The organism is Arthrobacter sp. MYb224 (genome assembly GCF_002975455.1).
GTDB lineage: Bacteria > Actinomycetota > Actinomycetes > Actinomycetales > Micrococcaceae > Glutamicibacter.
This window is the reverse complement of sequence record NZ_PCPU01000003.1, coordinates 314,245-338,941: the sequence shown is the minus strand read 5'-3', so window position 1 is coordinate 338,941 and position 24,697 is coordinate 314,245. Positions and strand designations below refer to the sequence as shown.

Here is a 24,697-nt window from a genome sequence, read left to right as displayed (position 1 = left end):
CGCATAATTGATTGCAAATGATGTTTGGGTGAGTTGAGTCACAAGGCGTGGTTTCTTGAGACCCAACCAGAGAACGAAAGGCGGGATGGCATGAGCACCGAAGCTCACGAAGATCGCATCTCCGAAGTCAGTAAGAAGTTCGGGATTACCCCCGAAGATTACATGCTGCCAGCACGGCATATGATTAATCTTCTGGATCCGGATGGAACGCTGCGCGAGCAGAGCGACCAAGGCACCGAGCCGGGGCACGAGTACCCGCTGCCAAGCCCCGCCGAGCTCATGGACGCATATTCTGCCCTCGCCGTTGGCCGCCGTGTTAACGACCAGAACTCGGCCCTCGTCCGCCAGGGCCGCATGGCCGTGTACCCCTCGAGCCACGGACAGGAAGCCTGCCAAGTGGCCGCCTCCCTGTGCCTCGAAGCCGGCGACTGGCTGTTCCCGACCTACCGCGACACCGTCGCCGTGCTCACCAAGGGCGTAGCCCCGATGGAGGTTATGACCAGCTTCCGCGGTGAATGGCACTGCGGCTACGATCCCAAGGCCTACAACTGCGCGCCGATGTCCACCCCGCTGACCACCCAGCTGCTGCACGCGGTCGGCGTGGCCCACGCGGCGAAGCTGCGCGGGGAAAACACCGTGGTGGTCGCCATGTGCGGCGACGGTGCCACCAGCGAGGGCGACTTCCACGAGGCGCTGAACTTCGCCGCGGTCTTCAAGCTTCCGGTGATCTTCTTCGTGCAGAACAACAAGTACGCCATCTCCGTGCCGCTCGCGCAGCAGTCGGCCGCACCCTCCTTGGCGCACAAGGCCGTCGGCTACGGCATGGCGGGCGAGCGGGTAGACGGCAACGACCTGATGGCGCTGATGGCCGTGATGGGACGCGCGGTCCGGCTGGCCCGCGAAGGCAACGGCCCATTGCTGATCGAGGCGCACACCTACCGCATGCAGGCCCACACCAATGCCGACGATGACAAGCGCTACCGCGAGGACGCCGAGGTCAAGGGCTGGATCGCTAAGGACCCGGTGACGCGCATGCAGGCCTACCTCGACGATGCCGGACTGCTCACCGAGGCGGCGCAGGCGAAGATCACCGAGCGCGCCGAGGCGGTCGCGAAGAAGCTGCGCGACGGCATGAACCAGGACGCCGATACCCCGCCGAGCGAATTGTTCGAACACGTATTTGCTTCCAAAACCACCCAGCTGGCCGAGCAGCAGGCGCTGCTGGCCGACGAACTAGCCCGCGAGGAGGCCTAGCAATGACCGCCACGACATCACGGGTGAACCCGAACGTCAGCGATGCAACCGCACGCGCAGCCGCCCAGGCAGCCAACGAAAACCAACCGGTCACCTTCGGCAAGGCGCTGAACACCGCGCTCGCCGACGCGCTGGTGGCCAACGACTCCGTGGTGATCTTCGGCGAGGACGTGGGAACCCTGGGCGGGGTCTTCCGCATCACCGACGGGCTGACCGAACGCTTCGGCACCGACCGCTGCTTCGACACCCCGCTGGCCGAATCCGGCATCGTCGGCATGGCCATCGGCATGGCCATCAACGAGATGCGCCCGGTGATCGAAATGCAGTTCGACGCCTTCGCCTACCCGGCCTTCGAGCAGATCGCCTCGCATGTGGCCAAGATGCACAACCGCACCCGCGGAAACGTGGAGCTGCCGATGGTTATCCGCATCCCCTACGCCGGCGGCGTGGGCGGCGTGGAGCACCACTGCGATTCCTCCGAGGCGTACTACGCGCACACCCCGGGCCTGAAGGTCTTCACCCCGGCCACCGTCAAGGACGCCTACCTGATGCTGCGCGAGGCGATCGACTCGCCGGACCCGGTCGTGTTCTTCGAACCCAAGAAGCTCTACTGGTCCAAGGAGCAGGTGGACCTCGCGGCGCTGGCCGCCGAGTACGAAGCCAAGCGTGCGGCACGCACCGAAGGCAGCGCGCGGATCGCGCGTGCCGGCTCCGACGCCACGCTGATCACCTACGGGCCGAGCGTTTCCACCGCCATGGAAGCGGCTAAGCTCGCCGCCGAAGAGGGCATCAGCCTCGAAGTCATCGACATCCGCACCATCGTGCCCTTCGACGACGAGACCGTCTGCGCCTCGGTACGCAAAACCGGACGCGCGATCGTGGTGGCCGAAGCCCAAGGTTTCGTCTCCGTAGCAAGCGAAATCGTGGCCCGCGTCCAGGAACGTTGTTTCCACTCCTTGGCCGCCCCGGTATTGCGCGTGACCGGTTTTGACATCCCTTATCCGGCACCAACCTTGGAGAAATACAACCTGCCAAGTGCCGAGCGCATCCTCGATGCGGTAGATCAACTTCAGTGGGAGGCATAAATGAGCGTCAAGACTTTTCTCCTACCCGATTTGGGTGAAGGGCTGACCGAAGCAGAACTTGTTCGCTGGATGGTTGCCGCCGGCGACTCGGTGGCCGTGGACCAGCCCATCGCCGAGGTGGAAACCGCCAAGTCATTGGTGGAGATCCCCTCGCCTTTCGAGGGCGTAGTTTCCACCTTGCACGGCGAGGCCGGCCAGATGATGCTGGTTGATGAGCCGTTCTTCTCGGTGAACACCGGGGGAGACGAAGCAGCCCCGGCCGAGGAGCCAGCTGCCGGGGCGCAGAGCTACCTCGAGGAGGAGCTTGCCGGAACGCAGGCGCCGGCGGAGGAAGACGAAGGCAGCGGCAACGTCCTGATCGGATACGGAACCGGTGCCGCCAAGACCGGTGCCAGCCGCCGCCGTCGCCCGCGCAACGGGATCACCACGGCAGCGGCGTCCAGCGAAACGACGTCGGTGGCAACACGGGTTATCAATCCGCTGGTGCGCAAGCTCGCTCGCGAAAACTCCGTGGATATCAACCAGGTGCGCGGAACCGGAGCCGACGGGCTGATTCTGCGCAGCGATGTGCAGTCGCTCATCGGCCAGGGCGCAGCTGCTGCCGATTCGCCAGCTGCGGCCAAGCAGGAGCAGGCCAAGCCTGCCCAGGGCTCGGCGGCACAGCCCGCCTCCTCGGATGCCGATTCGCGCACCGGCTTGCCGGTGGCCAGCTCGCAGGTGCTTACCGGCGTGCGCCGAACCATCGCCAACGCGATGGCTACCTCACGCCGAGAAATTCCCGAAGCCACCGTGTGGGTGGACGTGGATGTCACCAAGCTGTTGAAGCTTCGCGGCAAGCTCAAGGAAGCGCAGGGCAGCGCGCCAAGCATGCTCGCGTTGATCTCACGCTTCGCCGTCGCCGGGTTGGCTCGTTTCCCGGCGATGAACAGCCGCATCGACACCGAAGCCGATGGTTCGTTGCGCCATACCGTGTTCGACGGGGTAAACCTTGGTTTCGCCGCGCAGACCGATCGCGGTTTGGTCGTGCCGAACGTGCGCGGTGCAGATAAGCTCAACGCCGGAGAACTCTCGGCAGAGTTCGCCCGCCTCGCTGCCCTGGCCCGTGAGGGCAAGGCGCAGGTCAGCGATCTGTCCGGCAGCACATTCACGATAAACAACTATGGCGTGTTCAACGTCGATGGCTCGGCCGCGATCATCAATTACCCGGAAGCGGCAATTATGGGCATTGGCCGGGTCGTCGAAAAACCGTGGGTGGTCAACGGAAAGATCAAGGTCCGCTCGATCTGCGAGATGACCTTGAGCTTCGACCACCGGGTGTGCGACGGCGGAACGGCCGCAGGGTTCCTGCGTTTCGTTGCGGATGCGATGACCGATCCGAAGGCGGCCCTGACAGCGCTGTAGGGAAGATCAACCAATAGCTATCGCCTGGCCCCGTGCCGGGCGATAGCTATTTGCCGGCCAAGCACCAAAATGATTCGCAACCATAAGAATTATTTGCAAGCCATAAAGCGTTTACTAGAATGATTTACATACTTCGGCGAGGCATTCTGGGCATCAAAAATCGACATGCACCAGCCGAGCGCCAACCCCAGTGAATAGGATGCGATCATTTCAACATCACGCTTTGAGGTCAAACACCGTTCGCTGGTCACGCTCCTGCTGGTGCTGCCGCTCCTGGTGGTGTTGGGAACGAGACTGGTCTTGGGCGAGAGCCTGCCAGCGATTACCGCCACCCACTGGTCCGGAAGTTCATACCCCGACGGCTTCACCGACACCCGGGTCTTTGTGGCGGTGTGCTTGAGCCTCGCCATCGGCGGAGGGCTGCTGGGTTTCCTCTCCCTAGCGTTGGCCAGCAAGCCGATGCTGCATATTGCGTTACTGTTCCTCGGCGCCTTGGCAGCGTGGACCAGCGCCGGCCTGTTCGTAGTCTGCGCCGTGCCAACGGCAATAGCAGGGGATCCCACCCAGGCAGTGAGCGGCGGGCTGACCTTTGTCGGTGTGCTCGCTTCGCTCATTGGCCTGCTGCCGGTCTGGATCGCCGGGGTATACCAGCAATTCGCGCGCGAACACCAAGAACAGCGCCGCCGTCGCGTAGCCCAAGCCCAGGGGCGCACGGTGGATGAACCGGTGATGCCCGAACCGGAAACTGCCGCCGAGAACTTCAACCAGAAAGCCAGCGCCCCGTGGGGGTTCTGGCTGCTGGGACTATTCCCGCTGGTGGTGGGCATCCTGATGCTGACCGTGCTGAAGGGCGATGACGGTTCCGAGAGCCTCATGCTGCTGGTCGCCGGATCGATCTTTGTGCTGCTGCTGACCCCATTGATTCTCGGAGTCTGCCTGGTGCGCGTGCGAATCCACGACGATAAATTCCGGGTCTCCTCGGCCATCTTCGGATTCCCGCTGCGCACCCTTGGCCTGGAGCAGATCAAGGAAGTGCACAGCGAAGAAATTTCTCCAATGCTGTGGGGCGGTTGGGGCTGGCGATTCTTCCCCGGAGGATCCGCCGTGGTGCTTCGCAAGAGCGAGGGGCTGGCATTTGAGCTGCACAACGGCAAACGCTTCGCGGTCACCGTACCCGAGTCGCAACGCGCGTCAGCGATCTTGCAGGCAAAAATGCAGCAAGCCTGATCGGCTGCAGCGCAAGAGTCCAATGAGGTTAGATAGACCGTGTTCCGGCGCGGCGGGGCCGCCTAGTTCTGCAGCTGGCGCGTCGGACCCAGGATTACCGAGCGCAGGCACAGCCCGGCGATGAGCGAAACCGCAGTCACATGGACCAATCCGAGGATCGCATAGGCGATCAGCAGCGCTTCGGGGATGCGCTGGATGTGCGGGTGCGGCAGCAGGACCGAGGCAGCCAAAACCAGCAACCAGATCACCAGGCAGCCAATCCCGGTCTTACGGGACCACGCTGATTCTGAAACGACCGGGGCCAGCGGTTGGATGCGCTGCAGGATGGCGCTTGCCAGCACCAGCCAGAACGCCACGATGAGGAATCCTCCGGCGATATCGCTGGGCCTGTGCCATCCGCAAATCAGCGTAGCGAGCCCCGTGGCCGTCGCGAAGATCCAGGCGATAGGTTGCACCACCGGACGGAGCTTTGGCGGCGAAATGAGATACATCAGCCCCATGGCTGCCGCGGCGGCCGTGGTGTGTCCGGACGGGAATGAATTGCCAGCCGTGCCGAAATTAAAGTCGGGCCGTCCCAAGAGCAGATGTTTGAGTATTTGGGTGCTCAGCAACGCCGCGGCCACCGCCGCGACGGCAAGGGCCGCGCGCAGGAAACTACGATCCCGAATCACTCGATAGAGTAGGAAAATCCCTGAAATTCCGGCGCAGATCCACGGCAGGAGATTCAAGAATTCGCGCACCGGGTCAAGTATTTCCGTGCGCGGCCACCACTGGGTCCACCCCACGAAGGCAGCCTGATCGGCCCATTGCCCTACGCGAAGCTGAACGAAGAACAAATATTCGACGGCAAATAGTCCGGCGAGCAGCACCAAGGCCCACCACCAGCGAAGGTGGCGAGGGGCAAGGAGGAATGACCGCGGACTCATGACTCTAGAATCTCACATTTTGGCCGACCAGCCCTATCGCCGATGCCTGTAAGCCTAGACACTATCGATAGTCTAGGCTTATGAATTTTGCCCTGCCTCCGGTGGAAGAACTGATAACGAATGCGCACGTGGTGCGTTTACCCATGCGGGTTAAATTCCGCGGGGTGACCGAGCGTGAAGCCTTGCTGATTCAGGGGCCGGCCGGCTGGGGGGAATTCTCCGCCTTCCTCGAATATGGTCCGCCAGAGGCCTCGCGCTGGCTTGCCGCGGCCATCGAAGCCGCCTATCAGCCCTTCCCACCGGCCCTGCGCTCCAGCATCCCGGTGAATGCGACGCTTCCGGCGGTGGCTGCGAACCAAGTGAGCCGCGTCCTTGCAAACTACGATGCACCGCACACCATCAAGATCAAGGTCGCCGAGAAGGGCCAGAGCCTGGAAGATGACATTGCCCGGGTCGCGAAGACCCGCCAGCTCTTCCCGGAGGCCGCCTTGCGCGTCGATGCGAATGCCGGCTGGGGGATCGAGGAAGCTATCACCGCGCTCCTTGCCCTTGCGGAATACGACCTGCAGTACGCCGAACAGCCGGTTCCCGGAATTACTGGGCTGGCCCAGGTCCGCGAACGGCTGCGCGCCCGCGGAGTAGAGCTGAAAATCGCCGCCGACGAGGCCGTGCGCAAGCATACCGATCCGCTCGAAGTCGCCCGCCTGGGCGCAGCGGACCTGATGGTCATCAAGGCCCAACCCCTGGGCGGCATCAAGAAGGTACTGGAAATCGCCGCCAAGTCAGGGCTGGACGTGGTGGTCTCCAGTGCCCTGGACACCTCCGTGGGGCTGGCGCAGGCCGCCGCCCTGGCTGCGGCCCTGCCGGAGCTTCCCTACGCCTGCGGGCTGTCCACCGGCTCGCTATTCACCGACGACGTGACATCGAAGCCGTTGCTGGCCACCGCCGGTCAATTGCCGGTTCGACCAGTGGAGCCGGAAGCTGAGAAATTGCACAAGCTGCGGGTCGCCGCGCCACGCAGAATTTGGTGGGAACAACGACTCCGTGACTGCTACGCGTATCTGGAGCAGCCAGAAAATCGCTCCTGACAGGTGTTTACGCGCAGTTAACCTGCGCGACGGCAACAGCTCACCTCTTGATGAAAAGCTCAACTAGTTCGTTCCCCTGAACTTGAGCCAAAGAATGAGGAAGTGCCGTAGTTATGAATCCCATCCGAACCCTGTTGCCAATGCTGGGCCACACCCGCGGCGGACGTTCCGCAGCTACCTGCCACTTCAAATGCGGCGACGCTTGCGTTAAGCCAGAGTGCAACACCTCGGGTAATAGCTACTTCAAGGACATCGCCGACCAGGCCCTCTCCCGCCGCAACGTGCTGGGCCTAGGCGCAGTCGGCGCCTCGGCGCTGGTTATCGGCCCACAGCTGCTGGGCGCCCCGGGCGCCGTGGCCGCACCGCTGGTAGAGACCGGCCGCGGCAAGGGCGGCCACCTGAAATTCGAAGCCATCGAACCGGTTTCGCGTTCCGTGGACAATATGAGCGTCCCCGAAGGCTATGACTGGCACGCGATCATCCGTTGGGGCGATCCGCTATTCAAGTCGAGCCCGGAATTCGACGCCACGAAGCAGTCCGCCAAGGCCCAGGACCTGCAGTTCGGCTACAACTGCGACTACCTGGACATCATCGCCGATAAGTATTCCGGACGCACCGGCGTGCTGGTGGCCAACCACGAGTACTCCAACGAAGACATGATGTTCGATGCCCAGTGGTTTGCCGAGAACACCGACGAGGCCCGCCGCATCGCGATGAGCTCCCACGGCCTGAGCGTCGTGGAGATCAAGCGCAAGAAGAACGACAAGCGTTGGACCTACGTGGTAGGCGGGGAACGCAACCGCCGCATTACCGCAAATACCCCATTCGCCGTTACCGGTCCCGCCGCCGGCAGCGAGCTGCTGAAGACCGTCGCGGACCCTACCGGCAAGCTGGTGCTCGGCACGCTGAACAACTGCGCCGGCGGAACCACCCCGTGGGGCACCGTGCTGTCCGGCGAAGAGAACTTCGACCAGTACTTCCAGGGCCGCGGAACCGCCGAGGAATCCCGCTACGGCATCGGCACCAGCCCTTCGGGCCGCGGCTGGGAGCACACCGATCCACGCTTCGGCCTGAACAACGCGGGCTACGAAAATGAGGCAAACCGTTTCGGCTGGATCGTTGAGATCGACCCGCAGAACCCGAACTCCACCCCCGTCAAGCACACCAGCCTGGGCCGTTTCAAGCACGAGGGCGCTACCGTGCGCGTGGCGAAGAACGGCAAGGCCGTGGCCTACTCGGGCGATGACTCGCGATTCGAATACATCTACAAGTTCGTTTCGAAGGACACCTACCGCAAGAACGATCGCCAGCACAATATGACCCTGCTCAACGAGGGTGACCTATACGTGGCCAAATTCTCCGGAAACTCCCCGGTTTCCGAATTTGACGGCAGCGGCCAGGTCCCAACGGACGGCGCGTTCGACGGCACCGGCCAGTGGCTGCCGCTGGTGCGCAACGGCGAGTCGATGGTCGAAGGCATGAGCCTCGACGAGGTCTTGGTTTACACCCGATTGGCTGCGGACAAGGTCGGCGCCACGAAGATGGACCGTCCAGAAGATGTCGAGCCGAGCCCGGTATCGGGCAAGGTGTACGTGGCACTGACCAACAACACCGACCGCGGCAAGGCCGGCAAGGAAGGCGCCACCGAGCAGAACCCGCGTACCGCGAACCGCGACGGCCACGTGCTGGAAATGACCGAAGCCGGGAACGACGCAACCAGCACCCGTTTCACCTGGAACATCTTGCTGGTCGCCGGAGACCCGCGGGTCAATTCCTCGACCTACTTCTCCGGGTACCCGACCGACAAGGTCTCGCCGATTTCTTGCCCGGACAACCTCGCCTTCGACTCGGCCGGTAACCTGTGGATCTCCACCGATGGCGCACCAGGGGTCATCGGCCTGTCTGACGCGTTGCACAAGGTCAGCCTGCACGGCAAGGATCGCGGACGGGTCGAGCAGTTCCTGGCCGTGCCAACCGGTGCAGAGACCTGCGGCCCGGTGGTTCACGACAAGGACAACTCGGTCTTCGTCTCGGTCCAGCACCCGGGCGAGGGCGGCAGCTTCGCGCAGCCGACCTCCCTCTTCCCGGACTTCATCAATTCCGCAGATTCGGTCGGGAAGGGCCAGTTCTACGGCCCGCGCCCATCCGTAGTCCAGGTTTTCAAGCAGGGCAACGGCAACGGAAACAACGGAAATGGAAACGGCAACGGCAAAGGAAACGGCAAGAACAAAGACTAGTCTTCAGTCTTAGCCGACCCTAGACCCCGGTGCGGGCGACTCAGTGCAGCACTGAGCGTCCGCACCGGGGTCTTGCCATATCTGGGCATAGACTTGAACCGATGCTTTCAGGCGATACTTCAGGGGTGGAACACGGCGTGAGCGCGCGGCAAGACGAAGGACAACCGGCAATTGGCACGGCGCGTCAGGTTCTGGCTGCACTGATTCGCGCCGGGCTGCGCGACCTGGTGCTATCCCCAGGCTCACGTAGCGCGCCCCTGGCCTACGCCGCAGCCGAGGCGGAAGCCGCCGGACACTTGCGGATACACGTACGCATCGACGAACGTTCGGCAGGCTTCCTGGCGCTGGGGCTGAGCCACGGATCAAAGACTCCCGTAGCGCTGGCCGCCACCTCCGGAACCGCGATCGGGCAGCTGCTGCCGGCCATAATGGAGGCCAACCACACGGCAACGCCGCTGCTGGTGCTCTCGGCCGACCGCCCCGATGAGCTACTGGGGACCGGAGCAAGCCAAAGCACCGACCAGAAGAACCTATTCGGCCCCCACGTGCGTACCGCGTTGAACGTCGCCGCTGGTGCCGACCCGGCACCAGCGCTCGCCCAAGCACTTGCGGCCCTGGCAGGTTCAACCCAGCATCCAGCGGGCCCGGTGCAGCTGAACCTGCAGTTCCGCGACCCGCTGACCCCCGGAGAAGCAGACCGCGTCGCGAATCAGCCCTGGACCGAACTGGCCCCGGGGCGCTGGCACACGGCCACGGCGCCGGCACCCTGGGCTAGGCCCGAGACCCTGGCAACCCGCCGAACCGTCGTGGTCGCCGGCCATGGAGCCGGCGCCGAAGCCCAAATCTTCGCCGAGGCGCTCGGGCTGCCGCTGTTCGCCGAACCGTCCTCCAATGCGCGCTACTCAGCCCAGGCCATCGGCCACTACCGGCCATTGCTTGCCGTGGGGGCGGAGCAGATTGACCGCGTGGTGCTTTTCGGCCGTCCTACGCTCAGCCGCCCGGTGGGGAAGCTATTGGCGAACCCCGCGGTGTCCAGCGCGATCTGGCAGCCGGGACCGGTGGCCTGGTATGAACCCGGACGCCGCCGCGAAATGGTGATTGGCGAACCGGAGAAACTGGTCGAATTCGCCGGGACCGCGCCGGAGGGTTGGCTGGCGAGCTGGCAGGAGCTAGATGCCCAGGCGCTCGCCGTGCGGCAGGGCCTGGCACCCGAAACGCCACTCAGCGGCCCGGTGGTTGCCGAGGAAATTTGGCGGTCGCATTCCGGCCCGCTGCTCTTGGGATCCTCGAATATCGTCCGCGACTTCGATCTAGCCGCGATTCCCGCCGCCGCGGCCGGGGCTACGGTATTCGCCAACCGCGGGCTTGCCGGGATCGACGGAACGATCTCGACCGCGCTGGGCCTGGCGCTGGCCACCGGTGAACCGACGCTGAGCGTGATGGGAGATATCACCTTCCTGCATGATGCCAGTTCCCTGGCCTGGACCCCGGGGGAAGCGGAGCCGGACCTCGACGTGGTGGTCTACAACGATGGGGGAGGCGCGATCTTCTCCACGCTGGAACACGGCCAGGTAGAGCAGTCAGGACGCTACGCGCAGGCGGTCGAGCGGCTCTTCGCCACGCCGCAAAATGCCCGGCTGGAGGCGCTGGCGGCGGCTTATGGATGGCAATACCAACGGGTGGCGACGCCGACCGAGCTACGCGAGGCACTACGGGCCCCCAAGGCAGGCAAGCTGCGGCTGATCGAAATCGGTGCAAGCAGAGCGGGGTTGCGGGCCGATAACCTTGAACTAAGCTCGCGCATAACCGAGCTTCGCTGGCCCGCATAATCCCAAAAAAGCAGGGCGTGGAATCAGCGATCGCTGACTCCACGCCCTGCTTTTTAGCGGACCGTACCGCCTAGAGGTCTACGTGCGTTGGGTCCAAAACCCGACGCAGGAAGTCCTGCGTACGCGGCTGCTGCGGATTGCCGATCACGTCCACGGCCTTGCCTTCTTCGACCACGACGCCTCCGTCCATGAACACCACACGATCGGCAACTTCCTTGGCGAAGCTCATCTCGTGGGTCACCACCAGCATCGTCATGCCGGACTTGGCGAGGTTCTTCATAATCGAAAGAACTTCTCCGACCGTCTCCGGGTCCAAGGCGCTGGTTGGCTCATCGAAGAGCATCAGCGTTGGTTCCATCGATAGCGCGCGGGCGATCGCCACGCGCTGCTGCTGCCCACCGGAGAGCTGATCCGGGTAGCGTTCGCCGAAGTCGCCCAGGCCCACCCGTTCCAGGTTGCTCAGGGCGATCTTGCTGGCGTCCTTCTTATTCCGCTTGAGCACCTTGAGCTGGGCCACCGTGCAGTTTTCCAACACCGTCAGGTGCGGGAAGAGGTTGAACTGCTGGAAGACCATGCCCACATGCTGGCGCATCTTATCCAGATTGACCTCCGAATCGGTGGTCTCAAAACCTGCCACATGGATGGTTCCGCCGTTGGGCTGTTCGAGCAGGTTCACGCAGCGCAGCAAGGTGGACTTGCCGGAACCCGATGGGCCGATCAGGCACACCACTTCGCCCGGTTTGACCTCGAGGTCTATTCCCTTGAGCACTTCATTTGAACCGTAGGCCTTGCGTAGGCCGACGATGTTCACGCCCGAAGCTTTGACCGATAGCTCATTGTTTGGAGTCGTCATTCTCTGTTCCTAACTATCGCTTGGTCCGCGCCGAGCGGGATTCGAACTTACGAGCAATCAGGCTCAGCGGAATGGTGATCACCAGGTAGAACAGACCGGCAACCACCAGCGGGGTGATACCTGCATCCAACGATGAGATGCCGTCACGACCGAATTTAGTCATCTCGTACTGGGTGAAGGCGGCACCGAGGATGAAAGCCAGCGAGGTGTCCTTGGTCAGCAAGATGATTTCGTTGGTCATCGGAGGGAGCACGATCTTGAACGCCTGCGGGATCACGATGGTGACCATGGCACGCCAGGCGGGCATGCCCAGGGAGCGGGCGGCCTCGGTCTGTCCCTTGGGCACAGCCTGCAAACCTGCGCGCAGGGTCTCCGCGATGTAGGCCGAGGAGACCAGGCCCAAGGCGAACATGATGTTCACCGGTTGTGGCCAGTTGGTTCCAAATGCCTGAGGCAAACCGAATCCAAAGGCCAGGAGCACCAGGATGGCGGGAATGCCACGGAAGAACTCGATGAATGCGGTGGCGAACCACCGGTACGGTGCGAACGAGGCCATCTTCATCAGGGCCAGGAGCAAACCCAGGACCAGGCCAAAGGCGAAGGAAATCACCGTGTAGAACACGGTGTTTCTCAGGCCGATGAGGATCATGTCCGGGAACATCGGTCCCAATTTTTCGAAGGAGAAGAACGCATAGCGCGCCTTTTCCCAGTCCACGGCAAACAGAATCGCGACGACCGCGATCACGAAGATCACGATCTGGATGGTCTTGCTCATGCGGGCACGCTGACTTGTAGTCATTGCCATGCTTGAAAACCTCTCGTAAAGGTAAGGGGAGCCGCGGCGAGGACTTTTTGAGTCTCGCCTCGACTCCGCCTGGTGTTCATTGGTTCAGCGACGCAGAATTACTTCTCGCCGAACCACTTCACGGTCAGTTCTTCCATGGTTCCGGCATCGGTCAGACGCTTCAGGGTGCCATTGACCAGCTCGAGGGTTTCGGCCTGTTCCTTGGGCACCGCGATGCCCAGCTGTTCGCCGGTCTTGAAGTCTGCGACCACCTTGTAGCCTGGCTTGTCCTTGATGGTGTAGCCAAGTACCGACTGGTTGCCCAGCAGCGCGTCGACCTGGCCTGCTAGAAGCGCCTGGGTCTGCAGGCCGGCATCTTCATAGCCGATGGTGTCGGTGAGCCCCTGCTCCTTGGCGTACTTCTCGCCGGTGGTCGCCTGCTGTACGCCGACCTTCTTGCCCTTCGCGGACTCCAGATCGGTAACTCCCGAACCTTCGGCCGCGATCAGCACCAGATCATCGTCCATGTAGGGGGTGGAGAAATCCATCTTGGCTGAACGTTCCTCGGTGATGGAGACCGAGGAGATCGCGATATCGCACTGGACGCTGAACAGGCCCGACTCGATCGAGTCGAAGCTGGCATCGATGACATTCAGCTCGAGCTCGGCATCCTTGGCGATTTCGGCAGCGATGTCCATGTCGAAGCCGACGTTCTTTCCGTCCTGGACAAATTCGAAGGGCTCGTAGGGGATATCGGAGCAGAAGGTGAGCTTGCCGGCGTTGACCGGGAATCCACTGTCTTCGGACTCGTCGGAAGTCCCCGAACCGCAGGCGGTGAGGGCCAGGAGGGCCACCGAGGAGACGGCGAGAGTTGAGACGAAGCGCTTCTTGAGAGGACGCATAGGATCAGAACCTACTTTCGGTAATGCGAGTGGATCATTGCGTAGGAACAATCATAACCACGGACACACGAGACCGAGATTTCCATCACACATGAAGCGCAAAGCATAAGTTTTACTTATGCTCAGACTTGGCTCTCAGATGCTGCTGGATTCTATTCTGCGCGCAGGGCCTGGCGCATCGGACGCATCTTGGCCCAGGACTCGGCCAGTTCGGCTTCCGGTTCGGAGCCGGGCACAATGCCGCATCCTGCGTAGAGCCGCATGAGATTCTCCGCTTCGAGCATTCCGCCACGCAACGCGATGCCAAATTCGCCATCCCCGCGGCTATCCACCCAGCCCACCGGCCCGGCATAGGGGCCGCGGTCCATGCCTTCCAACTCACGCAGCAATACTCCGGCCGGCTTCGTCGGGGTGCCGCACACCGCGGCGGTCGGGTGGAAAATCTGCGCAACATCCAGTGCCGAGGGGAGCTGGCCCTCGGCGTCGGCGCGCAATTCGGCGCGGACGTCGCTTGCCAGATGCCAGACATTGGGCAGCGCCAGGATAAACGGTTCCTCGGGCGACTGCATGCCGTGGGAAATTGGATTCAAGGATTCGGTCAGCGAATCGATGGCCAACTGGTGTTCGTGGCGCTGCTTGGGATCCTCGAAGAGCTTTTCCTGCGCGTATCCGGGCGCGTTGGCGCCTTCGATGGCCCGGTCCAGGGTACCGGCCAGCACGCGAGCCTCGGCAAGCCCGTTGGTGACGCGCACCAGCATCTCCGGAGTCGCACCAACCAAACCATCAACGGCGTAGGTCCAGCAATTCTCATATTGTTCGGTCAAGGTGCGCAGCACCGAGGCCAGATCGATCGGCTTGGTGCTCCGGGCCAGGATGTCGCGTGCCAGCACCAGTTTGGAAATGCCTCGCTCTTCGAACTGTCCCAGCGCCGCCGTCACGGCTTCCAGATAGGATCCCGCGGTGAGCTGGCCGGTGGTGAGCTCGATTTCCCCTGGGTCCTGGGCGGGAATCGCCGAACTTGCGAGCTTTGCCTCGGCCAATCGCAGGGCGTCGGCAAATTCCATCCCTTCGAGCTTCTTTGCCGGTCCGGTGATCGTGATCCAGGCCTGATCCCCGTCCTTGCCCAGCACGACCTCCGGGATGACCAGCCGTGAGGCGAAGGTGCTGGTGAAGGAGAAAGCGAAGGAACCGAAGGCGACCAGGCCGCTGCCGGGACGGGCAATAGGGTCGGTGATCTGCGCCAGCTTGATGATTTGGGCAAACCATCCCCGGGCCTGTGCGAAGCGTTCTTCGCCCTGCGTGTGGATCTGGGCGGCGACGCCGAACCCGACGAGGCCATTTCCATTGCGCGTCCAAACCATGGCGTGGTGGCGCAGGGAGTCGGAAATTAATGACTGCGCGGCATCTTTGAAATCGAAGGTGACACTGGTCAGGGCCGGTGTCGTAGATTGATGCGCGCTGGCGGCGAGAGCGGTCGAATCGGCAGACATGATAAGGCTAAGCCTACCGCGCAACGGGCTGGACGGTCGCGTGGAGGTGTTGCTGCTCACCCATGTGAGATGCGCCGGGTCTGTTCCTCCGCGCCTGCAGCAACCGGTAAACTCGGGGGCGAATACAGTTCAGGTACTTCGACTGTCATTGACGGTGGTTGCGGAGCGCCCGAAGACGTTGACTGGTAAGCATCGGCTAGAGTGAAGTTTGCGTGCATTTGGCATGCATGGAGTCTTCGCACTCTGCGATGACCAACCCGATGAAAGATAAGTAAGCCTTAAAACAGTGACTGATTCCAAGAGCAACTGGACCGCAGCCGGGCACGACGTGTCCGACTCGATTGAGCTGAATCCTGAAACCGCGGTGCTCGCTGCGGCCATCAATCTTCCCTCGGGCTTCGCGCTGATCGCCGAGGACCCGGAGTTTGGTCCCGCCATCTCCACCGGCATGGCCAAGGTTGAGAAGCTGCTGCGCGACGCGATCGCCAACTCCGACCCGCTGATAGATGCCACCAGCCGCCACCTTGTGGAGGCTGGCGGTAAACGTGTGCGCCCCCTGCTGGTGCTGCTCGCGGCGCTGCTCGGCGAGGGCATCAACGACGAGGTCATCAAGGCCGCCGCTATCGTTGAGTTAACCCACCTGGCTACGCTGTACCACGATGACGTGATGGACTCAGCTCCCATGCGTCGCGGTGCACCGACCGCCCATGAGGTCTGGGGAAACTCTGTCGCCATCCTCGCCGGGGACCTGATCTTCGCCCGCGCGTCGGTCTTTGGCGCCGAGCTCGGTACCGAGGCGGTGAATTGGCAGGCGCGCACCTTCGAGAGGCTGTGCCTCGGCCAGTTGCACGAGTCAATCGGCCCGCGCGAAAGCGAAGACGCGATTGCCCATCACATTCAGGTGATCAGCGACAAGACCGCTTCCCTGCTGGCAACCTCTGGGGCCTATGGAGCCAACTTCGGCGGCTGCCCACAATTTATCGACGTGCTGCGCGAGTACGGTGAAAAGGTTGGCGTCGCCTTCCAGGTTGCCGACGACGTGATTGATATTGCGTCCAAGGAAGCCGAGTCGGGCAAGACTCCCGGCACGGACTTGCGCGAAGGCGTGCCGACGCTGCCAATCTTGCTGCTGCGCCAGGCAGCCGAGCACGGTGACGAAGCGGCGCAGGCGGCGGTAGCGCTGGTCGAGGCGGACTTGAGCACCGATGAGGCGCTGGCGGTCGCCGTCGCGGCGGTCGCCGCGCACCCGGCCACCGCCGAAGCATGGAAGGTCGCCCGCCGCTGGGCGGACGACGCCATTGCCGTACTTGCGCCACTGCCCGAGGGAACCATCAAGCAGGCGCTGATTTCCTTCGCCGATGCAGTAGTGACCCGCGAGGCTTAGGCCCACTGACAATATGCGCTGCTGGCGGTCTCATCCGGGATCGCCAGCAGCGCTTTGTTTTTAATCCGCCAGCCGGCTACCGGTTTCTTGGCGAAGGGCATTTGCAGGATGAGGCAAAACGCCAGGCCGTAGAACGGGTTGGGCCGCAAGGATTCGCTCGTTGCGCAGAATTGGGCGGCCAACCGTGTGCGCCAGGTGCGCGAGCTTGGAAACATCAGGCCCTGTGAGCGGTCCTGTCAGCGGATGATTTCGTCCTGCTGAAGGCGGTTTGGGTGCTCGGGCGAGCATAGCGCCGCGCGCAGCTCCCTGGCCTTCTGCGCCCGGTCGTCGACCGGGACGCGATGGCGCAGCTGGCGGTACAGCTCGTCGTCTGCATAGCGCGGAAACACATGCTGGTGATAGTGCCAGACATGCTGATTGCCCGCAGGCTCGTTGTGCTGGCGGGTGCTGGTTCCTTCCGGATTCCACGCCAATTTCATCGCCAGGGCGACGCGCTTGGTCTCCCACATGATGGCAGAGCCGGTTCGCTCATCCAGGTCGTAGAGCGCTTCCAAATGCGCCGTGGGAATGATCATCACATGACCGCCGTAGTTCCCGAATCCGTCGCAGGCCATGATCGCGGCCACCAATTCGGTCTGATAGATCAGATCGCTCGGCGCGCAGAGGTTGCCTTCGCTAAATGGCTGCTCGTTGACAAGCTCGCAAAAAGGGCAGCGATATCCTGCTGGTTCGTGGGAACTATGCAGCACTAGTCATCCAGTTCGGCGGCTAGTTCTTCGAAGACCCAGCTGAACAGGTCCAAGGTGAATTCGCTGAAGGTTCCTTCTTCGCTGACCCAGGTTCCCTTGGCATTATTGCGGCGGTAAACGATCGGATCCGGCACGTCGAGCTGGGAGGCTTTAAAGCCCCAAACGTATTTCTCTTCTTCGTCTTCGAGGAACAACAGGTAGTCCCCGTCGATTTCCAGCTCTTCGGGATCGAAGAAGAAATGGTAGGCCTCGGTGAAATCCTCGTTATTACCCACCGCAAGGTAGAACTCTTCGAGCACGAAAGGAATGGAAACCCCCGATTGGGCCAGCCCCTCGGCCAATTCTTCGGCGGTCAATCCGTCAGCTTCATTCCACTGGTCCTCAAGGTACTTGGGGACGAGGGAACGGAACTTCTCAAGAAACATGTCAGCCATGTCTTTATCCTATCGAGAATTAGCCCAGTTCAAGTGCGCTCAACGCGATCCACAGCTGCACACGATCGCTTGTGACGTTCGGGTCGTACCCGGTGAGTTCGGATATCTGCTGCATGCGATAGCGCACGGTATTGCGGTGCAAGCCCAGTGATTCCGCGACGGCGCCCACCGAACCGTCGCGATTAAGGTACTCACGCAGCGTCCGTTCGAGGTCGGAATCGTGAGTTGCATCAAATTTGCGAATCGGCCCCAAGGCTTCCTCGGCCAGGTCCTGCAAGGGCACATCTCGGGCGGCAAGCAACAGCGAGGTTAGCGACAACTTATTGGGCACGTTGACGCGGTCACCATGGCGCAAGGCTTCGAGAGCTTCAAAATAGCTCCACCGGATGCCCGGGGTATTCGGGTAGCGCCCGCCATATCCCACCCGTGTGGTGATACCCGCGTCATTCAGATAGGTATCAAGTCGTCGAACCGAATGCTGCAGCTGGTTGTGCGCCACAATAATCGCCAGGCGGTCCTCGATGATCACGGAAACCTGTGAGCTCAGTTCGGCTGGCAAGGGAAGCGCCGGTAGGCGTTCGGGGTGCGTCGCGGCCTGAATCAGGATCACCGCATGCTCGCGCTTCGGATTGAGCCCCAGCGCGCCGATTCTGACCGTCGCATCGTCCCCGGCCAGCGTGCCGGCGGCCAGGTCCGCCAGCACCTGCCCGTTGGATTGGCGCTCCGAGGCGAGCAGCCGGGCGTTGTTGGCAACTTCCAATCCGATCAGCGACTGCGCGTATTCGATCAGAGGATCCGGCGCGTACGGCTGCGCCAGGTGCAGAACGCATTTGTCGCGGATGCCGGTGGCCACCGGCAGGCTATTCCAATCGCGTTGCGCATCGTAGTTGCCACTGATGCATTCGCCATAAAGTGTCAACGCCACGTCGGTCTTCAATATCCGGGCGAGTTCGTCGAGCATGGTGTCCAGATCGGAGGACAGCAATGCGCGGGTCAGCCGCTGGTGCGAGCGCAGCAGCCGTTCGAGCCGCTGCAGGTGGTCCGCGTTCAGCGCCTCGGCGATGATTCGAGTGATTGCGGCAAAGGGAATCTGATAGGGAACCTCGAAGACCGGGAGACCGACCTCATTTGCTGTTTGCAAGATCGAGGCTGGGACATTTTTGTGGCCCAAGCCGGTACCGAATCCCAAGGCCACGACGTCGTTCTGCGCGAGGGTCTTGACGAATTCTCGTTGGCTGGCCGTCGTCTTCTGCCGTACGCCCGTGGTGAGCACGATTTCTCGACCGGTGAGGAAGTCTGCCGGATTGAGAAGTTCGGTGACCGCGCCCCAGGTGATTGCGGTGTCATTGGCTGCCGAATGATCGTTGAGCGGACGAAGATCCAGCTCGTCAAGGGCCAATAGGGCGCGTAGTGTGATTGCCATACCGCAATTCTATGGTGCCGCGCAAAAGTTCCCGAAAAACGAAGTTGTTCAGATTATGGACATTTTTCTTGGAGAATTGCCCATAATGTGAACCATTTGCGCTAGTTTAGTGCCATGAGCACTCCATCTTTGAAAAAGGGCGCTCCACTCGCTGAAGGCAAGCGCGAGACGTTCTCGTCGCGCAAGCTTTTTATTCTCTCGGCGATTGGTTCAGCCGTTGGTCTGGGAAACATCTGGCGTTTCCCCTATGTCGCCTACGAGAACGGTGGCGGCGCGTTCCTCATTCCATACCTCGTCGCAATTCTCTGCGCCGGTATTCCACTGCTATTCCTTGACTATTCGATAGGCCACCGCTACCGAGGTTCGGCCCCGCTGGCATATCGCCGGGCGAGCCGCAAGGCCGAGGTGCTTGGCTGGTGGCAGGTACTGATCTGCTTCATTATCGCCATCTACTACGCGGCAATTATCGCGTGGGCGGCCATGTACTGCTGGTTCTCCCTCACGAAGGCCTGGGATGACAACCCCGATGGCGCTGGTGCCTTCTTCCAGAGCGACTTCCTCCAGGTCGCACCCGAAGCCGGTGTCTCGATGGATATCGTGGGCGGGGTCTTCGGGCCGATGCTCGGCGTCTGGCTGGTAGCCATCATCATTATGGTCGCCGGTGTCAACAAGGGCATTTCGCGTGCCAACGGCTTCATCATGCCGCTGCTGATCGTGATGTTCTTGATCCTTGTGGTCCAGTCCGTCTTCCTTCCCGGAGCAGTCGATGGCCTGAACGCCTTCTTCACTCCGAACTTCGAAGCATTGTCGAACCCAGGGGTTTGGGCTGCGGCCTTCGGCCACATCTTCTTCTCCCTGTCCATCGCCTTCGGCATCATGGTCACCTACTCCTCGTACATGAGGCGCAAGAGCGACCTGACCGGCTCGGGCTACGTGGTGGCCTTCGCCAACTCCAGCTTCGAACTGCTTGCCGGCATTGGCGTTTTCGCGGCGCTGGGCTTCATGGCCTACAACGCGAACTCCGCGGTCTCCGATGTGGCCGCCAGCGGCATTGGGCTGGCCTTCATTGCCTTCCCGACCATCGTTTCTGCCGCGCCTTTCGGCTCGGTCATCGGCGTGCTGTTCTTCGGTTCGCTGGTCTTCGCGGGAATTACCTCGCTGATTTCGATCCTCGAAGTCATCGTGGCGGCGTTCCAAGACAAGCTGGGCTGGAACCGCAAGGCCGCTACCTTGGTGGTGACCCTTCCGGTGGCGCTCGTTTCGATGATTCTGTTCCCAACCACCACCGGTCTGTACCTGCTGGATACCATGGACGCGTTCGTGAACCAGTTCGGCATTCTCGCCTGTGCATTGGTTCTGGTCATTGTCTTCGGCGCTGGCCTGGGCATGCTGCCGCGCCTGGCCAAGCACCTGAACCGCCACAGCTCCATCAAGCTGGGTACCGCGTGGATGGTTCTCGTCGGTGGTGTCGGTCCGGCAGCGCTTGGCTACATGCTGATCAACGAAATCCAGACCAAGATCGCCGAGCCGTATTCCGGCTACCCGGTCTGGTTCAACGGTGTCTTCGGCTGGGGCATGGCAGGTGCCTTGATCGTCGGTGCGGTGCTGCTCGCGCTCGTTCCATGGAGCAAAAAGTCGAAGCTGAATGATCCCGAATTTGCGGAACATCAGAAACACGTCGAGGCAGAAGAGTTGCCCGATCCAGTTGGAAAGGAGTACTAGTCATGAGCGGCATTGCAATCACCTTCATGATCATCGCCATGTTGACCATTTGGGGCGGCCTGGCGATCAGCCTAGTGAATCTCTCGCGCAATCCGGAAAAGCACGATGACGATGTCGAGCCGGTCACCACTGGCAACGAATAAACACCAGGCCACTGCCTAAAGAACTAAGCCTCCTCCTCTTCGGACCAGCGTCCGGAGCGGAGGAGGCTTTTTCTCTGTGCAAGTGCACTGTGAATGTGGTTCATTATTGTGCTGGTATGGGTAGAGCAATACGCCGCACGGCCATATTCTTCTAGATAGAGTCATTCCGGCAACAAGGACCGGCAATATTTTTCGAAAGGAAACACGGTGGACGTTACTTACCGCATTGAGCAGAAACGCCAGATTAATGGTGCCTTCCCAGGACCGAAGTCCCAAGCATTGAGCGCCCGCCGTGCCAAGGCGGTCGCCGCCGGCGTGGCATCGAGCCTGCCGGTCTACGCAGCCGATGTCGATGGCGGCATCATCGTCGACGTTGACGGCAACCAGCTGATCGACCTGGGCTCCGGCATTGCCGTGACCTCCGTAGGCGCTTCCAACCCTGCGGTGGCCAAGGCCGTCGCCGAGCAGGCGGCTCGTTTCACCCACACCTGCTTCATGGTGGCCCCTTATGAGAACTACATCGAGCTGGCCGAGAAGCTCGCAGCGATCACTCCGGGCAACTTCGAGAAGCGCGCGGTGTTCTTCAACTCCGGGGCCGAAGCGGTAGAAAACGCGATCAAGGTTGCTCGTGTGGCTACCGGCCGCCAGGCGGTTGTCGCCTTCGACCACGCCTACCACGGCCGCACCAACCTCACCATGGGCCTGACCGCCAAGGCAGCTCCCTACAAGCGCGGCTTCGGTCCGCTGGCACCGGAGATCTACCGGATGCCAATGAGCTACCCATACCGCGAGGAAAACCCGAACATCTCCGGCAAGGAAGCCGCCGAGCGCGCGATCCTGGCCATGGAGAAGCAGATTGGCGGCGACCAGATTGCCGCGATCATCATCGAGCCAATCCAGGGCGAGGGCGGCTTCATAGTCCCGGCCACCGGCTTCCTGCCGCGCGTGGTCGAATGGGCCAAGGAAAACGGCATCGTCTTCATCGCCGATGAAGTCCAGGCCGGATTTGCCCGCGCCGGTGCGTGGTTCGCTTCGGAAATCGAAGGGATCGAACCCGATCTGGTGACCGTGGCCAAGGGCATCGCCGGCGGCATGCCATTGTCGGGACTCATCGGGCGCGCAGAATTGCTCGATTCGGTGCACGGCGGCGGACTCGGCGGAACCTATGGCGGCAACCCGGTCGCGGTGGCCGCGGCGCTGGAGAGCATCAAGTTCATGGAAGAGCAGGATCTGGCCGGGCGCGCCCGCGAGATCGAAAAGCAGTTCTTCGCCCGCTTCGAAGCCCTGCAAAAGGATGTTTCGGCGCTGGGTGACGTTCGCGGCCGCGGCGCGATGGTTGCCCTCGAACTGGTCAAGGCCGGTGGCAAGGAACCAGACGCGGAGCTGACCAAGAAGGTCGCCGCCGAGTGCCTGGCCCAGGGGGTGCTGATCCTCACCTGCGGTACCTACGGCAACGTGGCGCGCCTGCTGCCTCCGTTGGTCATCGGGGACGCTCTGCTGAGCGAAGCCTTCGATGTCCTCGAGGCAGCGATTCGCAAGCACGCGTAACTCGCTCAAACACGAGAGGCCTGGTTCTGTTGAACCAGGCCTCTCGTGCGTCAACTAACCTGTTTAGGTTCCGGGCCGCGCCCTGCCCGCGGCGTGCGAACCATGTCGAGAATGATCAGCACAACCGCCGCCCAGACCAACCCGAAGCCGATCCAACGCTCCACCGGCATCGACTCGCCGAAAACCAGCAGGCCGAGGATGAACTGCATGATCGGTGCCAAGAACTGCAAGGAGCCCAGGGTGCTCAGCGGCAGGCGGCGTGCGGCACCGCCGAAAAGCAGCAATGGCACGGCGGTGATAATGCCGCTGGCAGCCAACAGGGCCAGCATCGGTAACTCAACGCCGGCTAGCGCCGAGGCGCCCTGGCTCGACGTCCAGATCAGGAAGCCGCCAGCGAGCGGCGCCAAGATGAGCGTTTCCATGGTCAGCGCGCCAAGGGCCGTACCGCTTTTCCCCACCTGGCTCTTGACCAGTCCGTAGAAGCCGAAGGAAAACGCCAAGCCCAGCGAGATCCACGGGACCCGGCCGAGGCCGAAAGTCAGAACCAGCACCGCGATCGTGGCAACGGCCAAGGCGGACCACTGCAACCGGCTCAGCCTTTCCTTCAGGACAATCACGCCGAGCACGATGGCGACGATGGGATTGATGAAGTAGCCCAGCGAGGCTTCAAGGACATGGCCGGTGAGCACCGCCACGGCATAGAGCGTCCAGTTCACCGCGATCAGCACGCTGGCCAGCGCCAGCCGGCCCACCGCCTGGCGATCCCTGAACATGCTGAGGAACAAGCGAATCTGCTTGGTCGCGAACAGCAGCAGGGCGCAGAAAACCAGCGAGAAGACGATGCGCACGGCGACGAATTCGAAGGCGGAGATTTCCGGCAACAACAGGAAGTACAGGGGGAGCAGGCCCCAGACCAAATATGCGGTCGTGCCTTGGATCAGGCCAAGGGAATGTTCGGAGCGAACGGGTTTATTGCTGCCGGAACTCATTAGTTAATCGTTTCTACTTCCACCGAGCCGCCACGGGCCGCAAGGGCGCCATGGATCGAGCATTATGAGTCGATCGTATGCCCAACGGCCGGGCGCGGCCGCACAAGGTGATGGTAGTCACCCCGCGGCTCAATCGGGAAAGAGCCGGGAACTAAAGCACATCCGCGAGGGGCGCCGTGATCCATCTCACGCCCGGTGCGCGGGCCTCCGGCTGGGAACAAAAACATCGACTGGCTCGTTCAAATACACTAAAGGGAACCGCAATGGGATTTCGTATATGGGAGTGGACCTAAGGTGCATCAACACAACAATGGCTTCAAAACCGCGCTTTTGCTCGGTGGCATGTTTGCCCTCCTGCTGGCGCTCGGCTCGCTGATTTCCTTCGGCAGCGGAAACGGCTCATTCATCTGGATCTTTGCCCTGATCGGCGTGGGCACCACCGCCTATGGCTACTGGAACAGCGACAAGATCGCCCTGCGCTCGATGCACGCCTACCCCATCACCGAAGCGGATCAGCCGGCCATGTACCGCATCGTTCGCGAGCTGTCGATTAACGCCCAGCAGCCGATGCCGCGGCTCTACGTATCCCCAACGACCTCGCCCAACGCCTTCGCGACCGGCCGCAACCCGCAGAACGCCGCGGTATGCTGCACCGAGGGAATCTTGCAGCTGCTCGACGAGCGCGAGCTGCGCGGCGTGCTGGGCCACGAACTGATGCACGTGTACAACCGGGACATCCTCACCTCTTCGGTGGCGGCGGCCGTGGCCGGCGTGATTACCTCCGTCGCCCAATTCATGCTGTTCTTCGGCGGACGGGACAACCGCAACGTCAACCCCATCGCGTTGATTGCCATGTCCTTGCTGGCACCGCTTGCCGCGTCGCTCATCCAGATGGCCGTGAGCCGAACCCGTGAATTCGATGCGGATGAAGATGGCGCCAAACTCACCGGAGATCCGCTGGCGCTGGCCAGCGCCTTACGCCGGCTTGAATCCGGGATCAGCGCCGCCCCGCTGGCCGCGCAAGACCAGAAGCTGGTGAACAGCTCGCACCTGATGATCGCGAACCCCTTCGGCTCGCGCCTGAAGCAGATGTTCTCGACCCACCCATCCATGGACGACCGAGTAGCCCGTTTGGAAGCGATGGCCCGAGGCCGCTAAATACTTCGGTTGAAAATTCACCATGCAATGACAAAGCCGTTGCCAACGAACAGTTGGCAACGGCTTTGTCA

At 62.1% G+C, this 24,697-nt stretch carries 22 protein-coding genes; 12 read left to right on the top strand and 10 right to left on the bottom strand.

Features of this window, described 5'->3' with window-relative positions:
* Positions 1-90 precede the first annotated feature (90 nt).
* The 4 genes from pdhA (at position 91) to CQ017_RS07590 (ending at position 4,967) form a co-directional block, all read left to right on the top strand.
* On the top strand, positions 91-1,254 hold the full coding sequence (gene pdhA / locus CQ017_RS07605) for a pyruvate dehydrogenase (acetyl-transferring) E1 component subunit alpha (protein WP_105553195.1): 1,164 nt from the start codon (positions 91-93) through the stop codon (positions 1,252-1,254).
* 2 nt (positions 1,255-1,256) lie between these two features.
* Entirely contained in the window at positions 1,257-2,339 is a 1,083-nt protein-coding gene (locus CQ017_RS07600) for an alpha-ketoacid dehydrogenase subunit beta (RefSeq protein ID WP_105553194.1), read from the top strand.
* Positions 2,340-3,740, top strand: coding sequence for a dihydrolipoamide acetyltransferase family protein (locus tag CQ017_RS07595; RefSeq protein WP_105553193.1), 1,401 nt, complete (start codon positions 2,340-2,342; stop codon positions 3,738-3,740). It abuts the gene before it with no gap.
* A gap of 261 nt (positions 3,741-4,001) precedes the next feature.
* Positions 4,002-4,967 carry a hypothetical protein gene (locus CQ017_RS07590; protein ID WP_105553192.1) on the top strand — a complete coding sequence of 322 codons (966 nt, stop codon included), beginning with the start codon at positions 4,002-4,004 and terminating at the stop codon, positions 4,965-4,967.
* Between the two features lie 62 nt (positions 4,968-5,029).
* On the opposite strand, the gene CQ017_RS07585 is transcribed toward CQ017_RS07590, so the two are convergent.
* Positions 5,030-5,893 (bottom strand): phosphatase PAP2 family protein, encoded by an 864-nt coding sequence (locus CQ017_RS07585; protein ID WP_105553191.1) that lies wholly within the window; start codon positions 5,891-5,893, stop codon positions 5,030-5,032.
* Positions 5,894-5,973: 80 nt separating this feature from the next.
* Between CQ017_RS07585 and CQ017_RS07580 the strand changes: the two genes are divergently transcribed.
* The 3 genes from CQ017_RS07580 (at position 5,974) to menD (ending at position 11,047) form a co-directional block, all read left to right on the top strand.
* The gene (locus CQ017_RS07580; protein WP_105553190.1) at positions 5,974-6,981 is read left to right on the top strand and encodes an o-succinylbenzoate synthase; all 1,008 of its coding nucleotides are present in this window, start codon (positions 5,974-5,976) and stop codon (positions 6,979-6,981) included.
* A gap of 113 nt (positions 6,982-7,094) precedes the next feature.
* Positions 7,095-9,218 carry a PhoX family phosphatase gene (locus CQ017_RS07575; RefSeq protein WP_105553189.1) on the top strand — a complete coding sequence of 708 codons (2,124 nt, stop codon included), beginning with the start codon at positions 7,095-7,097 and terminating at the stop codon, positions 9,216-9,218.
* A gap of 137 nt (positions 9,219-9,355) precedes the next feature.
* Positions 9,356-11,047 carry a 2-succinyl-5-enolpyruvyl-6-hydroxy-3-cyclohexene-1-carboxylic-acid synthase gene (menD, locus tag CQ017_RS07570; RefSeq protein ID WP_258133538.1) on the top strand — a complete coding sequence of 564 codons (1,692 nt, stop codon included), beginning with the start codon at positions 9,356-9,358 and terminating at the stop codon, positions 11,045-11,047.
* Positions 11,048-11,117: 70 nt separating this feature from the next.
* Here the strand turns inward: menD and CQ017_RS07565 are convergent, their stop codons facing one another.
* The 4 genes from CQ017_RS07565 to CQ017_RS07550 all read right to left on the bottom strand — a co-directional run bounded on the left by CQ017_RS07565 (position 11,118) and on the right by CQ017_RS07550 (position 15,076).
* On the bottom strand, positions 11,118-11,900 hold the full coding sequence (locus tag CQ017_RS07565; protein WP_105553187.1) for an amino acid ABC transporter ATP-binding protein: 783 nt from the start codon (positions 11,898-11,900) through the stop codon (positions 11,118-11,120).
* A 13-nt stretch (positions 11,901-11,913) separates the two neighbouring features.
* Positions 11,914-12,705 carry an amino acid ABC transporter permease gene (locus CQ017_RS07560; protein ID WP_105553186.1) on the bottom strand — a complete coding sequence of 264 codons (792 nt, stop codon included), beginning with the start codon at positions 12,703-12,705 and terminating at the stop codon, positions 11,914-11,916.
* A 98-nt stretch (positions 12,706-12,803) separates the two neighbouring features.
* On the bottom strand, positions 12,804-13,586 hold the full coding sequence (locus CQ017_RS07555; protein ID WP_105553185.1) for an ABC transporter substrate-binding protein: 783 nt from the start codon (positions 13,584-13,586) through the stop codon (positions 12,804-12,806).
* Between the two features lie 152 nt (positions 13,587-13,738).
* The gene (locus tag CQ017_RS07550; RefSeq protein WP_105553184.1) at positions 13,739-15,076 is read right to left on the bottom strand and encodes an isochorismate synthase MenF; all 1,338 of its coding nucleotides are present in this window, start codon (positions 15,074-15,076) and stop codon (positions 13,739-13,741) included.
* Positions 15,077-15,362: 286 nt separating this feature from the next.
* Between CQ017_RS07550 and CQ017_RS07545 the strand changes: the two genes are divergently transcribed.
* The gene (locus CQ017_RS07545; RefSeq protein WP_105553183.1) at positions 15,363-16,460 is read left to right on the top strand and encodes a polyprenyl synthetase family protein; all 1,098 of its coding nucleotides are present in this window, start codon (positions 15,363-15,365) and stop codon (positions 16,458-16,460) included.
* On the opposite strand, the gene CQ017_RS07540 is transcribed toward CQ017_RS07545, so the two are convergent.
* Genes CQ017_RS07540 through CQ017_RS07525 form a run of 4 tightly spaced genes read right to left on the bottom strand, consistent with a single transcriptional unit; the run spans position 16,457 to position 19,066 of the window.
* Positions 16,457-16,675 carry a hypothetical protein gene (locus CQ017_RS07540; protein WP_105553182.1) on the bottom strand — a complete coding sequence of 73 codons (219 nt, stop codon included), beginning with the start codon at positions 16,673-16,675 and terminating at the stop codon, positions 16,457-16,459. The two genes, CQ017_RS07545 and CQ017_RS07540, sit on opposite strands and share 4 nt — an antisense overlap.
* Before the next feature lie 21 nt (positions 16,676-16,696).
* On the bottom strand, positions 16,697-17,209 hold the full coding sequence (locus CQ017_RS07535) for an HIT family protein (RefSeq protein ID WP_105553181.1): 513 nt from the start codon (positions 17,207-17,209) through the stop codon (positions 16,697-16,699).
* The gene (locus CQ017_RS07530) at positions 17,209-17,643 is read right to left on the bottom strand and encodes a hypothetical protein (protein WP_096283502.1); all 435 of its coding nucleotides are present in this window, start codon (positions 17,641-17,643) and stop codon (positions 17,209-17,211) included. Before CQ017_RS07530 ends, CQ017_RS07535 begins: the two co-directional genes overlap by 1 nt.
* 19 nt (positions 17,644-17,662) lie before the next feature.
* Complete coding sequence (locus tag CQ017_RS07525; protein ID WP_105553180.1) at positions 17,663-19,066, bottom strand: PucR family transcriptional regulator; 1,404 nt, start codon at positions 19,064-19,066, stop codon at positions 17,663-17,665.
* A gap of 114 nt (positions 19,067-19,180) precedes the next feature.
* On the opposite strand from CQ017_RS07525, the gene CQ017_RS07520 reads away from it, so the two are divergent.
* The 3 genes from CQ017_RS07520 (at position 19,181) to gabT (ending at position 22,479) form a co-directional block, all read left to right on the top strand.
* On the top strand, positions 19,181-20,788 hold the full coding sequence (locus tag CQ017_RS07520) for a sodium-dependent transporter (RefSeq protein WP_105553179.1): 1,608 nt from the start codon (positions 19,181-19,183) through the stop codon (positions 20,786-20,788).
* A gap of 2 nt (positions 20,789-20,790) precedes the next feature.
* Positions 20,791-20,931: a methionine/alanine import family NSS transporter small subunit gene (locus CQ017_RS07515; RefSeq protein ID WP_105553178.1), complete on the top strand. Its 141-nt coding sequence runs from the start codon at positions 20,791-20,793 to the stop codon at positions 20,929-20,931.
* A 207-nt stretch (positions 20,932-21,138) separates the two neighbouring features.
* Positions 21,139-22,479: a 4-aminobutyrate--2-oxoglutarate transaminase gene (gene gabT / locus CQ017_RS07510; RefSeq protein ID WP_105553177.1), complete on the top strand. Its 1,341-nt coding sequence runs from the start codon at positions 21,139-21,141 to the stop codon at positions 22,477-22,479.
* Between the two features lie 50 nt (positions 22,480-22,529).
* Here the strand turns inward: gabT and rarD are convergent, their stop codons facing one another.
* Positions 22,530-23,468 carry an EamA family transporter RarD gene (gene rarD / locus CQ017_RS07505; RefSeq protein WP_105553176.1) on the bottom strand — a complete coding sequence of 313 codons (939 nt, stop codon included), beginning with the start codon at positions 23,466-23,468 and terminating at the stop codon, positions 22,530-22,532.
* A 294-nt stretch (positions 23,469-23,762) separates the two neighbouring features.
* Here rarD and htpX point away from each other — a divergent pair, with 294 nt between their 5' ends.
* Positions 23,763-24,626, top strand: coding sequence for a zinc metalloprotease HtpX (gene htpX / locus CQ017_RS07500; protein WP_105553175.1), 864 nt, complete (start codon positions 23,763-23,765; stop codon positions 24,624-24,626).
* Positions 24,627-24,697 lie beyond the last annotated feature (71 nt).